At 68.7% G+C, this 14,543-nt stretch carries 3 protein-coding genes; all 3 read left to right on the top strand.

Annotation, left to right across the window (positions count from 1 at the left end):
• Nucleotides 1-3: 3 nt before the first annotated feature.
• The 3 genes from ACIBBF_RS13105 to ACIBBF_RS13095 all read left to right on the top strand — a co-directional run bounded on the left by ACIBBF_RS13105 (nt 4) and on the right by ACIBBF_RS13095 (nt 14,001).
• The gene (locus tag ACIBBF_RS13105) at nt 4-1,737 is read left to right on the top strand and encodes an HNH endonuclease (RefSeq protein ID WP_397413739.1); all 1,734 of its coding nucleotides are present in this window, start codon (nt 4-6) and stop codon (nt 1,735-1,737) included.
• A gap of 268 nt (nt 1,738-2,005) precedes the next feature.
• Entirely contained in the window at nt 2,006-5,068 is a 3,063-nt protein-coding gene (locus tag ACIBBF_RS13100) for a LamG domain-containing protein (RefSeq protein WP_397413737.1), read from the top strand.
• A gap of 47 nt (nt 5,069-5,115) precedes the next feature.
• Complete coding sequence (locus ACIBBF_RS13095) at nt 5,116-14,001, top strand: RHS repeat-associated core domain-containing protein (RefSeq protein ID WP_397413734.1); 8,886 nt, start codon at nt 5,116-5,118, stop codon at nt 13,999-14,001.
• Nucleotides 14,002-14,543: the final 542 nt, after the last annotated feature.

The raw sequence follows: 14,543 nt of genomic DNA, 5'->3' as shown, positions 1-14,543 counted from the left end.
CAGGTGTCCGTAGCAATGATCTTCTCGATAGATATGGCCAAGGGTGGTGGCGGCATGGATGACGGTCGGAAGTACCGGGATGTGGGCCGCGTGCTCTTGGACGACGAGCCCTCGGAGTCACCAGGCGGGGGCCGCGGGCAGGTGTGGCCGCCGGATGCCCTGCCGGTCGCCCTCTGGTCCGTGGACCAGCTGCGTGCCGCGCTGGCCGGCACTGTGGGTGCCGAGCTGGCGCGGGTGGTCGCGGAAGCGACCGATCACCACGTTGAGCTGCTCGCCGATCTGCCCGAGGAGGCGCTGGGCGACCTGATGGCCGCGTGCGGGCGCCTGCAGTCGTGGGCAGCGGGCCTCCAGGCTCGTGTGGTCGGCGAACGCGCAGGCCGGGAGACCAGCCCGCTGGCGCACAGCTCGCTGGTCGCGCAGGTGAGTACCGAGCTGGTGGTGACCGGGACGGAGGCGTCGGACGTCGTCGTGCGCGCCGAGTCCGGGGTGGATCACCCCGTGGTGATCAGAGCGCTGACCGCTGGGCGGATCGACGTCAGGAAGGCACACACCTTGCTGCGATCGGCCGCACAGCTCACCACGGAGGAGCGGGCCGAGGCGATCGCCCGGTACCTGCCTCAGGCGCCGCACCGGACCTGGCGCTGGCTGCGGTCGAAGCTGCTGGCGTTCGCCAAGTCGCGGCACGGCGCGGACCAGGCGGCCAAGGCGGCGGCAGAGCGACGCTCGGTGCAGGTGGACCGGGCAGACAACGACATGGCCTGGCTGTCGGCCTATCTACCCGCCGTCGACGCGGCGGCGGTGTGGGGCGTCGTGGACGACCTGGCTCATCAGCTGCGACGGACGCCCGGCGAGGAGCGCGACCTCGGACAGCTGCGGGCCGACTGCCTGACAGCAATCGTCACGGGCCGGCTGCGGACGTCCGGCCAGACCGACGACGACGGCAGCCGCGCTGAAGGTGCCGCGACGGACCGGTCCGCCGCTGGCGTGTGCACATGCGGCGGCCGTGCCCCGGTGCAGCGCACCGTCGTGCGCGTGGCGCCCACGCGACCCGTGGTCCGGGTGACCGTCCCGGCCACCGCTCTGCTGGGTACCGACGACGCACCCGGTGACCTGGACGGCTTTGGCGCCGTCACTGCGGACCAGGCTGCGCGGATCGCCACGGACGCGACCTGGCAGCGCCTGGTCACCGACCCGGCCACCGGCGTGCTGACCGACTACTCGACGACGTCCTACCGGCCGGGCACGGTCCTGCGGCAGGCTGTGGCCGCCCGCGACCAGACCTGCACGTTCCCCCACTGTGAACGGTCGGCAGACCGGAGCGACCTGGACCACATCGTCCCCTTCGACCACGACCTCGACGTGGCCGAGCTGCGTCCGGGCACCCGCGGGCAGACCCGGGCCGACAATCTCCACCCCTTGTGCCGACGGCATCACGTGCTCAAGACGCACGGTGGCTGGGACGTCGTCAGAGACCCGGACAGCGGCATCACGACCTGGATCGCGCCCGCAGGACGGGTGCACGCGCGCCCGCCGACGGTGCTGGACACGCACATCGGGATCCCTGAACTGGCGGCTACGGGTGTCGTCGATGCCGACACCAGCTACGACCTGACGCTGCGGTCGCTCAGGGGGCGGCGTCCGTCTGGTGCCCGGCTGTCGGGGGAGTCAGGGGGCGCACCCGTGGGAGAGGGGCGCGGCGTGAGGTCAGCTGCGAAGCCCGCCGCCCTGCCGTTTTGAACGGTGGGAGCACTGATCACGGCTCCGCTGTCACAAGATCACCCCCAGGTTTCACCCCAAACGCGTCATTAGTAAGGAAACTGGACAGTAGCCTCGCTCCGGACTTGGTGGCCTCGTGGCCATCCATCGTGTGAGGGAGCTTGCGTTGAGGGTGACTGAGGACTTTCGGGCCGGGGGTTGGCGGGCCGCGGTGGCGGCGATGTCGCGTGGGCGCGGGCGTGTCGTCGCCGGACTGACGGCGCTCACTCTCGTTGCCGGTGGTGCCGCCGTGGCGACGACGGACATCGAGGACGGTCTGATCAGCGCAATGGGCGCGGACGGCGCAGCGGCCGTGACGGACGAGTGCCCGACGGAGGTCCCGACGATCGCCGAGGCCACCGAGGTCGCGGCCCGATGTGACCAGAAGGTCTTCGCGATTGAGTCGTACACGCCGTTCGAGCAGGTGGCCGCGTTGCCGGAGTACGGGCGTCTCGAGTGGTCGACGCGGACCTCCGCCGGTAGGCAGGACAGCGACGGTGACGGCGTGTGGGGAATGATCGACACCACGATCGAGCCGACCGCCGGCCCTGACGGACGCCTGGAGGTTGCGGCACCGGCCCTGCCGATGTCGTTCAGCGACGGCAGCTCGGCCGAACCGTTGGCTGTGATCGAGTCGATGGAGGGTGAGACGCTCTCGTTCGACGTCCCTTTTGAGCTGACCGAACCCGTGGTCGAGGGCGACCGCGTGACCTACCCGGGCATCCTCGGGGACGAGGACATCGACCTGGTCGTGACCGTGGACTCGGACGGGACCGGCTGGCGTGAGGTCATCCGTGTGGGGACGGCAGAAGCGGCTGCCAATCCTGCCTTGCAGGGCCTCGAGTTCCCGGTGGAGGTGTCGGACGGCCTGGAGCTGGGGCAGTCGGGCGGCGGGTTCGTCGCCACCGACGACGAGGGCACGGAGGTCTTCCGCTCACCGACGCCGTTGCTGTGGGACGCCCGTGTGATCGACCCCGTGCCGGTACAGCCCACCGCCTTGTTCGGCTCCCGCGTCGCGGGAGACGTCCAGGCCGTCGAACAGGAGCAGCCGGACCTGATCGAGGGCCCACAGTCCCGCCAGGGTCTCGTGGAGGTTCCCGCCGACCTGCAGCCCGAGGACAACGGCGAGTCCGGAGCGTCGGCCGGCGTCCTGCGGCTCGATCCCGACCTCGCCGCGGTCGCCTCGGACCCGGACACTCAGTTCCCCCTCTTCCTGGACCCGGGAGCAAGTGGCTCCCTGCACGAGTTCACCGGTATCAAAAGTGCGTGGCCGGACTCCTCCTCCGGCTACAAGTTCGCCGACGAGCCGAACAAGGACCACGGCACGGGCCTGTGCGACTACTACAACCCCTACGGGTTCCCGTGCGAGCGCACGTCGAAGCACCGGGTGCTGTACGAGTTCAACAATCTCGGCAAGGTTGCTGGTCTGGACGCGAGCGAGATCAAGTCCGCAGAGTTCAACGTCTTCGGGTCGTGGGCCTTCGACTGCCAGGCGCGCAAGACGGCGCTGTACCTGATCGGCTCGAACGAGATCAGCTCGTCCACGAGCTGGAGCTCAGGCGGGTCGTGGACGAACGCGATCGCGATCCGGGACACCGCGCACAAGTGGCACGAGTGCGGGTCCCAGCAGCCGATCGGCTTCTCGTCGACTGCCGCGGCCAAGAAGGTCGCCTCCTCGAACTGGACGTCGCTCACGCTGGGTCTGAAGGTCAACGAGGACTCGATGACCGACTGGAAGCGCTACGCCGGCAACCAGTGGGCGGGAAACGCCGACTTCGGGGCGTCGTTCTCCGTTGTCTACGACCAGCTGCCGCTGGCCCCCACCGGCACGAAGACGTTCACGAGCTCGGACTACCCGGAGTGGTGGTGCGCCGACGGGCTCGCTTTCTCAGCGTGGCTGAGGCCACAGATCTCCGGCGTGCTGCGTGATCCGGACGGGCAGTCGGTCCAGGGTCACTTCCAGGTGAAGCGGGTGTCGACCGGGTCGGTGAGCGTGCACTGGACCAGCCTCAAGTCGTCCGGGTCCCGGCACACGATCCGGCCCGGCAGCAACCTGGTGGCGAACGAGCGGTACACCTGGCGGATGCGGGCCGTGCGGGACGGCGTCGGCGGTCCGTGGTCGTCGTGGTGCCCCATGATGATCGACAACGAGGCGCCCGGTCCGCCCAAGATCACCGCAGAACCGATGAGTACGTCGGGCGTGGAAGCGGTCTATCTGGAGCGTGATCCGGACGGTCCCAAGGAGCACGGCGGCATCGGGATGCGGGGAAAGTTCCGGATCTCGACCGGTGCCTGGGACGCGGAGCGGATGTTGTTCGGATTCGCCGACCCGTCCTTGCCCCACCGGTGGACCCTGGACAGCAGCGGACAGATCGTCGTGAGCTTCGTCCCGAGCCGGGAGGGGCCGGTGACGATCTATGCCAAGGTGCGGGACAAGTCCGGCAACGAGTCGACTGCCGCAACCTACACGTTCGACGTCGCCGCTCCGCGCGAGACTGCGGTGTGGCGCCTGGATGACGGCTCGGGCACATCGGCAAGCGAGGCGCTCGGGCTGGTGGGCTCCCAACCGTTGGAGTTCCGGGGGACGGAGAGCACCAGCGCGCTGCCGCGATGGGTCGACGGTCCACACGAGCTGTTCGGGTCCCGTGACGGCGACCATGCCGTCGCCTTCGATGGCGTCGACGATCGTCTGTTCACCACCGCGGGCGTGGTCAGCACCAACAGCAGCTTCGTCGTCAGCGCTCACGTGTGGGTCGACCCCGGCGCCACCCGGGACCTGCATGCCGCCCTGTCGCAGGACGGGTCGACGACGTCGGCATTCCAGCTCGGAACGTTCCCCTGCTCGCAGCACGCCACGGGCGTCGGATGCTTCAACTTCCATGTCGCGGGTACCGACTCCGGCACGGCGACCGTCTATCGGGTGATGTCGACGACACCCGTCGTCACCGGTCAGTGGGTCCACCTGACCGGCGCATTCGACGCGAAGACCAAGAAGGTGTCGCTGTGGGTGTGCGAGATCGGGACGCCTCAGGATCCGAAGCCGGCCGATCCGCAGCGATACGACCGGGCCGAAGCCGATGCGGTGTCCTTCGCCACTACCCGGCCGTTCGTGGTGGGGCGAAGCCTGGTTCGTGATGTGCAGGACAAGTTCTGGCAGGGCCGCATCGACAACGTGCGCGTCTTCGACGGCCAGCTGGTGGCCGAGAACAAGGTCCGACGGTTGTGCCAGGGCGCCGACGCGAAGGACTTCACCCGGGGTGCGGCTGCGATCGACCCCACCATCAAGGACACGGTCGAGAGCTCGGACTGGTGACATCCGTGACGAGGCGTGCGAGGACGAGCGGAACGACGGCGGCGGCCATGACGAGGAGCATTGTGCGGTTGGTAACGGGTGCGCGGGTGCGCCGGGTGGCGGTCTCGATCGTCGCCGCGGGGACGGCCGTGGTGCTGGGGACGGGTACCGCGATCGCGGCACCACCCAGGTCGCTGAACTGTGAGTTCCAGGCGGAGGAGCTGAGCGATGCGCTGGAGATCGCTCAGGAGTGCGACATCGACGTGCGGGTCGTCGGCAAGACGACCCCGTGGTCGACCACGGTCGCTCACGACGACGGCTCGGTCGTCGTGGAGACGAGCACGCGGGCGCAGCGCGCCCCGGCGTCGGCGGTGACCGGAGGACTCTCCGGTGACTGGACGTCCTTGAACACGAAGGTCGTGGACGGCGCTCCTGACGACGGGCGAGTCGAGGTCGCCGCGGGCGTCTACCACATGTCCTTCTCCGACGGCTCCACCCCGGCCCAGCCGCTGGCTCGGGTGCTCATGAAGGGCCGCTACGAACTGGTCTACGACGCGCCGTTCGACCTTCCCGCCCCGAGCATCGACGGTGACCGCCTGACCTATGCCGACGTCGCCGGCAAGGGTGTCGATCTGGTGGTCACTGTCACCGAGGACGGCACGGGATTCGTCCCGACGCTGCGTATCGCCGACGCCGCGGCCGCCCAAAGGGCGGCGAGGGAACTGGACCTCGATGCGCTGAGGTTCGACGTGACCACGTCACCGGGGCTGACTGTCCTGGCCGCCGGTGACGGTGGCTTCGTCGTCTCCGACCCGTTCGGGCAGCGACTGCTCTCCCTGGCAGCTCCCGCCGCCTGGGACACTTCTGCCGCCGACGTCGTCGGCGCCGCTGACTCCAGCGCCGGTGCCCCCGGCGGCGAGCTGTCCGGCCTTGCGCGCCCGGATGTCATGACGGTCGGTGAGTGGGAACAGGTCACCGGCGTCGATGCCTCCGCGCTGGACGACCCGGAGGAGCGGCTGGACGGCCCGCTGCTGGGCGACCAGCGGGAGCGTCTGGCCGCGACGCTGTCACCGGTCGTCGATCCCGCGACGACGACCGACGGTCAGAGCGACTCGTCCGCCGGTGGGTTCGGGACGACTGAGGCCGCCGGCTCGGCGGGAGCGTTGACCGTCGGGGGTACCGCGGTGACCTCGACCGGGTTCGGTGCCGCGGAAGGACCTACCAGCTCTGCTCTGGTCGTCGACGCGGACACCTCCGAGATGGATGCGGTGGCGTATCCGCTCATGATCACTCCGGGCACCCCGACCGCGGCCGTCGAGCGGATCGCGGTGCGGGCGGGCGAGCCGATCGATCCGGAGCTCGCCACCGTGGCGGGGTACATGTTCGAGAGCCCGGCGCCTGTCGGCTACTGTGACAGCGCGACGAACACCGCGTGCGGCGAGACGTCCGGTGCCTCTCGTCTGGCCTGGCAGTTCACCGGCCTGGACGAGGTCGGCCTGACCGACGCCGATCAGGTCAGCGCCGCGTCGCTGAAGGTCACCGGAGTCGACTCGGCATCCTGTACGCCGACGGGCCTGGAGGCGTGGCGGATCGGTCAGTTCGGTCCCACCTCGACGTTCGAGGACCTGGACGAGCGGTGGACAGGCGACACCGATCCCGGCGAGCGGATCACCACCACGACCGTCGCGCACAAGGACGGGTGCACGAGCGCACTGCCCCGCACGATCAGTCTGAACGTGCTGACGGCCGCGAAGTACCTGGCGAGCACAGACGCGGGAGTGCTGACCCTCGGACTCAAGGCCACCGACGAGGTCAGCATGGCCGCGGGCTGGAAGACGTACGGGCCGGATGCCACCCTCACGGTGCAGTACGTGCCTGCGGGCGAGACCGCGACCGGTGAGGGCGCCGATCTGAAGGCACGCCAGGACAACCGCGCCGACGCCACCGACGACGTCGAGGTCGTCCCGTCGCCCGAACCGGTCGACCCCGTGTCGCCGACGCCCTCACCCGAACCGTCCGTCGAGCCGGATCCGACGCCGCAGGCCGCGGCGCCCGACGCCGCCGCCACGACCGCGCCCGTGCCTGAGACCCTGACGCCGGTCGACGGTCTGGGCGGTCTGGACCTGTCGATCGGTGCGGCGGCCGGCGTCGCCTCGCCCGATCAGGTCGATCTGGAGGTCGCCGACCAGGCGGAGGCAGACGCGCTGGGTCTGACCGGCGTGCTGCTCGACGTCACCGACGTGTCGACCACCTCGGCCCAGCAGGTGCGGTCGGCGACCGCAGCGGCCGTCGAGGACGAGCCGGCCACCACGAGCCTGCAGGTCCAGGTGGACTACGGCGAGTTCGCCGACCTGGGCGGGGGAGCGGACTGGGGATCCCGCCTCGGTCTCGTCCGCATCCCTGCGTGCGCCTCGACCACGCCCGAGGCGGAGGAGTGCCAGCCGGTCGAGGTCGACGGCGTGCTCAACGACACCGACGCCGGCACGATCACCGGAACCCTGCAGATCGCGACGGCCGCCACGGCCGCCGCAGCCGAGCAGGCCGCGACCGAGCTCGAGGCCGCGACCGACGCCACCGACGAGGCCAGGACGGCCGTGCGCGACGCCGACGAGGCCCTGGCCACGCTCCAGGCCGCTGAGAACGAAGATGTCGTGCAGCCCTCCGCTTCTCCGACTCCGTCGATGTCGCCGTCGGGCTCGGTGTCCGCGGAGCAGGACGGCGGCACGCCGGACGAGGCAGCACGCGCCGACGACGCCACGGTGGTCGCGGAAGCCGAAGAAGCTGCCGCGGAAGCGCAGGACGAGCTCGACGAGGCCCGGGCCACGGTGCGCGCTGCCCGGACCACCGTCCAGGCGCTGGCCGGGACCACCACACAGGCCGGATCGGGTGACAAGTTCGCGGTCACCGCACGCTCCGCCTCTGCAGCAGGTGACTGGAAGGCCACGCCCCTGTCCGCGTCGTCGTCCTGGACGGTCTCAGGGGCGACGGGCTCGCTGGGCTGGTCGTACCCGGTCGGCGTGCCGACGCCGGGCACCGGGCCGGCGCCCAAGCTCACGCTGGGCTACTCCTCGTCCGCGCTCGACGGGCGCATCTCCGGCGCGAACAACCAGTCCTCGTGGATCGGCGCGGGCTGGGACCTGAGCTCCGGTTTCGTGGAGCGCAAGTACACCACCTGCACCCAGGACACGGACCCGGTCAGCGGTGCCGACCCGAACAACACCAGTCGCAAGACCGGTGACCTGTGCTGGGACACCGACAACGCGTACCTGGTGTTCAACGGCAGCTCGACCGAGCTCGTCAAGGACGACGTCGCCGCCACCTCCGAGGTGGAGTGGCGTCCGAAGGCCGACGACGGCACCGTCGTGGCTCAGTACGGCCCGCGCACGGCCGGGGAGTGGTGGCGGGTGTCGACCACCGACGGGACCGTGTACGACTTCGGCCGTCAGGCGAACGGGCAGAAGAGCCGCTGGACGGTGCCGGTCTACGGCAACCACGCCGGTGAACCGGGCCACGCGAGTGCCTTCAAGGACTCCCAGGTGACGCTGGGCTGGCGGTGGATGCTCGACCATGTGGTCGACACCTCCGACAACACGATGACCTACGGGTATGCGACCGAGACGAACCGGTACGGTTCCAACGCCAACACCGGCGACACGTCACAGTACGTCCGCGGCGGCACCCTGGACTGGATCGAGTACGGAACCACGGCGTCCACCGAGAGCGCACCGCCGTACCGTGTCGAGTTCCACACCGCCGAACGTTGCCTCGGGACAGCGGCCAACCCGTGCCCGGACACGTGGACCAGGTCGACGGCGAGCCGGTGGCACGACACGCCGACCGACCTGCGCTGCACCTCCACCACGTCGTGCCAGTTCGTGCAGTCACCGGTGTTCTACTCCACCAAGCGACTGACCAGCATCACGGCGCACGTGCGCAACCCAGCGACCGGGACCCTGGCCAAGGTCTCGACATGGTCCCTGGAGCACGGCTGGCGTGACCCGGGCGACGGCACCGGGCGTGTCCTGTGGCTGCGCTCCATCCAGCACACGGGGCACGCGGTGGCCGGCGCGCCGGGGCTCGTGGGCGACGACATCACCGCCCCCAAGGTGACCTTCGTCGGTGAGCAGTTCCCCGGCCGGGTGAACGACACCGCCACGGACGGGTACCCCGCGATGAAGCAGGTGCGCCTCACCAGCGTGACGACCGAGACCGGTGGCGGGCTGCACATCACGTACCGCGACCGGGAGTGCACGGGGAGCAACATTCCCCGGACCGCCGACGGCACCGTCAAGGTACCCGGCAGCCAGGGCGAGCACACGCTGGCCTGCCAGGCGGTCAAGTGGCACCCGTCCGGGGTCGAGAACCCGCGGGTGGACTACGTGCACACCTACCTGGTCGACACCGTCGTCCAGTCCGCCTCACCGCAAGGAGCGGCCGGGTTCTCCCCGGACGTGACCACGTCGTACGACTACGCGGGCGGCGCGGCCTGGACCAAGGTGGACGACGCCCTGGTGGCGAAGAAGTACCGCACGTACAGCGTGTTCCGCGGCTACGAGACGGTCACATCGACACTGGGCACCGGCGCCGACCGGCAGGTGACGACGACGCGGTACCTCCGTGGAGTCGACGGGGTGGTGGAGTCCGTCGACGGCAGCCTGACCAGCGACACCGTGACCGACCACGAGCTCCTGGCGGGTACGCCGCTCGTCACGACGACCTATTCCGACCAGGCCGGCCAGAACGTCCTGTCCAAGAAGGCGAGCCTGCCCACCGTTCGTGAGACCGGGCGGTACACACCGGCGCCGGGGGAGGAGCCGATCGTCGCCGGCCAGGTCGCATCGGCCGACGTCTGGAGCGGTACGTTCACGAACGCCGGCAACCTGGCGTACAAGACGCGCGTGATCACGACCTATGGGGACAGGGGAGAGGTCGTCACCTCCGACGACCGTGGTCAGGCCGGAACAGAGGACACCACCATCAGCGGTGCGCCGATGGGCTCGGACGACACGTGCACCCGTAACCGGTACCTGAGCGGTGCGAGCAACGTCCTCGTCCCGGTCGAGACCGTCACGGTCAAGGGAGCGTGTCCTGCCGACAGCACCCCGGAAGCGGCGACGGTGATCTCTGCGTCCCGAACCAGCTATGACGGGCAGGCATGGAACACCGCACCGGTACGAGGGCGGCCGACGACGGTCACCCCCCTGGCCGCCGACCCAGGCGCTGGCTGGGCATTCCCGGAGAGTGGCGCCACGGTCACGGCGTACGACAGCAAGGGGCGGGTGACCGCCGTCACCGATCCGCTCGGGCGGACGACCGGAACTGCCTATATCGAGTCGGGCGGAATCGTCACCGCGACGACGACCACCAGCGCGGACCCTGATGGTGCTGGGGACGGAAACGCCGACGGGTACGACCTCAGCTCGCACCAGGTGCGTACCGAGCTCTCGCCGTTCACCGGGCAGATCGTCACCAGCACCGACGCCGCGGGCAAGGTGACCACGGCGACCTACGACGCCCTCGGGCGCAGCAAGGCGGTCTGGTTCCCCGACCGGAGCAAGGCCGGTGGCCAGTCCTCGTCCGTCAGCTACGACTACGTCGTGTCGCGTTCCGGCGTGAACGCCGTCAAGACGTCGACCCTCGGCGCGGACGGATCGCGGCGACACGCCTCGACCGGGATCTTCGACGGTCTGCTCCGGCAGATCCAGACGCAGACCGAGTCGTTGGACGGACACCACACAGGCGCCGACGTGGCCCGGGTCGTGGTCTCCACCCTCTACGACACTGCTGGGCGCGCGTGGCAGACCTCGGGCGGCATGGTCGCTCCTGGCAGCCCTGCGATGGGGCTGGTCACGGCCCGCAACGGTGCCCACCAGGCGCCGTCGTACACGCAGGTCACCTACGACGGCGCAGGGCGGGCGACGTCCGAGCGGTTCTACATCGGCAACCCCACCAACCCCGAGTACCTGCGGTGGCGGACGACGACGGCGTACAACGCCCACCTCACCACGGTGGTACCGCCCGACGGCGCGACCCCGACCCGCACGATCAACGATGCCCAGGGACGCACGATCGAGCTGCGTGAGTACCTGCGAGACCCGCGCAAGAACGCCGCGGCCGACACTCCGGCAGAGGTCGAGGACCTGGAGTACCAGGGCACGACGTACACCTACAACGCTGCCGGTCTCCTCACGGTCGTGACAGATCCGGACGCCAACGAGTGGACCTACGCGTACGACCGGCACGGACGGCAGACCGCGGCTGTCGACCCGGACGCAGGCGCGACGTCCACGAAGTACGACGCGGCCGGGCAGGTCACGTCCACGACCAACGGCGCCGGTCAGACGCTGACGTACGGCTACGACAACCTCGGCCGCAAGGTCTCCCAGACCGGCGGCACGGGTACGGTCACGTGGTTCTACGACCGCCTTCACACGACCGTCGACGCCGACAAGGCGGCCGTGAAGGGGCAGCTGACCGCAACGGTCCGGACCATCAGTGGCAAGGCCTACACCACTGCGGCGACCGGGTACACGGTCAAGGCGGGTGCCTATCTGCCCACCGGCAGTGAGACCACCTTGCCGACGGACACCGCGCTCGGTCACCTGTCGGCCAAGTCGTGGACCACCAGCTGGACCTACACCGCTGACGGCCAGGTCGCGACGCAGACGTTGCCCGCCGTGACCGGCCCGAACGGCACGAGCGTGCTCAACCGCGAGGAGGTCACCACCCACTACGACGCCGCGTCATTGCCGGAGTGGATGGGTGGCGGGTTCGGCTGGGGCACCTACGTCGCCGACTCGCGGCGTGACGCCTGGGGCCGCCAGGGCTTCCTCGACCTCGGCAACACCTATGGCACCGTGGTGTCGTACCTGTGGGAGGAGGGCACCAACCGCCTCACCAACCTCCGGCTCGACCGCGAACGCATCGGCGGTACCGAGCTCGACCTGCGGTACACCTACGACCAGGCCGGGAACATCACCAGCATCACGGATGACCCGACGGCGGTGGGCCGTGCCACCGACAAGCAGTGCTTCCGCTACGACGCCCTACGACGGCTGAGTGAGGCGTGGACCCCTGCCGACGGCAGGTGCGGTGTGCTTCCGTCCGTGAAGTCGGGCGCCACCGCACTCGGTGGGGCGGCTCCCTACTGGGCCTCCTGGCAGCACGACGAGCTCGGGAACCGGATCTCCGAGCGGCTGGTCCTGGGCAACGCGTCGACTGCACGTGGCTCCGCCGTCGTGCAGAGCACCGGGTACGACTACGGCCGTGACGCCAACGGTGACGGTGACCTGACCGACACAGGCGACGTCGGCCCGCACGCGGTGGCCTCGACCACCACGACGGGCACCAACGAGCGCGCGACGACGACGTACACCTACGACGACGCCGGCCGGACCACCGGGTGGGACACCACCGAGGGGCTGACGCGCACCCAGCAGACTCTCACGTGGGATCCGGAGAGCGAGCTGACCAGGGCCCAGGCCACCTCGACCACGGACGTGGAGGACCCGGACACCGGTGTCGTCACGCCGGGTGCCGCGCGGACCAGCCGGACCTCGAACATCTGGGGCGGCGACGGCGAGCGGCTGATCCGGACCTCCGAGCCGGACACCGCGATCTCCGGCGACGAGAGCGTGACGGTGTACCTGGCCGGTGGCCAGGAGATCACGTGGCACCCCGGGACGAGCACGGTCACGGCGCAGCGGTACTACTCGTTCGCTGGGCAGGCGGTCGCGACACGTGACGGCAACGGCTTGGGTGCTGTCACGTCGCTGATCACCGATCCGCACGGTACGCCTGTTGCTTCCGTGCACAATACCAAGTGGACGACGACGTCGGTGGCGAAGCACTACACGCTGCCGTTCGGACAGGTGCGCGGTGGTCGGGCGATGCCGACCGACAGGGTGTTCCTGGGTAAGACGCGGGATGCCGAGTCGGGGCTGACGCTGATCGGGGCTCGGTGGTACGGGGAGACGCAGGGTCGGTTCCTGACTGTTGATCCGGTGATGGATCTGACCGACCCGCAACAGTGGAACGCGTACGCATACGCGAACAACAACCCCAAGACATGGTCGGATCCAACGGGGCTAAAGCCTGAAGGATGCGGAAATGACTGCGTTTATTACGGCGGAGAGTGGGGCGTCGGAGGTGGCAAGAGCGACCCACGAAAGGGGGCTGGTGGCGGTACAACTGCGGACCCCGATCCCCGCCCGGACCCGAAGCCGAACGACCCTGAGGGAGAACTCACATATGAGCCAGATGGCTGGTGTGTCGTCTTCCTCATCTGCCCAGGGGATGAAGAACCGATCGATTACCCCCGATGGTTCGATAGTGCTGATGCTGCCGCTGACCGCAAATGGCGAGAGCAAATTGACGGTATCAGTGCTTTTGGTGGCCTGTATTTGGCGTGCAACTTTGACCTCGAGGTCACTGATGAATGCAGAGCCTACGGTCCGACGGTTGCAGGTATGCCGGAAGCGGCGATCGAAGGCACTATCGCCGATGGTCGAGAGATTGGTGGCGCCGTTGCTGCTGGAAACGAGGCTGAAGCCGCTGGTCTCGCCGGTGTGTTCATCGTTGGTATTATCGGCCTCAGGGGGGCGGGCAAGGGTGCGACAGCGGCTGCGGGATCAGGTGTGCGACTGATTCGACCGCCGCTGGTGGCTTCGCCGGGGCAGGTCGGGCAGAAGTGGGGAAAGCATGCAACAGATTACGGATACCACCCTCGCGATGCGGCCGGTCGTAAGTGGTATGCGGAGAGGCTCCGGGAGGTTCACAGAAATCCAGACGAAGTGCGACGGGGCCCGTTTAATCCGAAGGGTGGAGGTGGAGATGGGTACTTCTTCTTCCGTCAGGGCGACGATGTCGTCCTAACTAAGCCCGACGGCGAATTTGTGTCGATGTTCCCAGGTCGCGAGAATGGATGGTTCAAGGATGCGCAGGTGTTCCATTGAGTGCTGACCTGGAATTCTTGCGATCGGGGATCGCTTGTACTGGCTTTTCTCGCGTGTATTACTTGTGGCCGGGAGAGGCGCCGAAGCTTAGTGCGGTAGAGGTGAATTGGGATGACGGCGCTGCCTCGACCTTCGATGTTGGCTCCGATTGGGCATTGAGGATCTCGCTAGGTGCGTGGCAAGACCCTTTCGAGGGAGTGGATGTTAGCGACCCGGATTGGGACTTGGGGCGGTGGGTGATAGAGTCCTTCCCTGAAGGGAGCCCGGCAGCTGCAGTTGTCGGAAGCAAGCTCCGGGATTTCTTGCCTCACTTCAACGAGGTGGGAGAGTTTAGTGGCTTGAAACTGGTATTCGATGCTGTGGTCGTCACATTGGGCGTATGGGGTGGCGATCTGACTCTCGAAGCTATTCGCAAGAAGAGTGGTGAATGATGTGCTCTGGTGTCTTGCGGCCGGAAATGTGCTGGTTGGATCGAAGCTTTCGTTCAGTTCGCGCTCCCTCTCGTAGCGGTTGATCAAAAGCGCGCCGGGCCTGGACGGGCT

The sequence above is a fragment of the Promicromonospora sp. NPDC050880 genome (assembly GCF_044456525.1).
Classification (GTDB): domain Bacteria; phylum Actinomycetota; class Actinomycetes; order Actinomycetales; family Cellulomonadaceae; genus Promicromonospora.
The sequence above is the reverse complement of the archived record's forward strand: the minus strand, read 5'-3'. Positions and strand labels throughout refer to the sequence as shown.

Bases quoted from the DNA above. Each gene is read 5' to 3' on its own strand.
- ACIBBF_RS13095 (WP_397413734.1), top strand. From the start codon at position 5,116: ATGACGAGGAGCATTGTGCGGTTGGTAACGGGTGCGCGGGTGCGCCGG.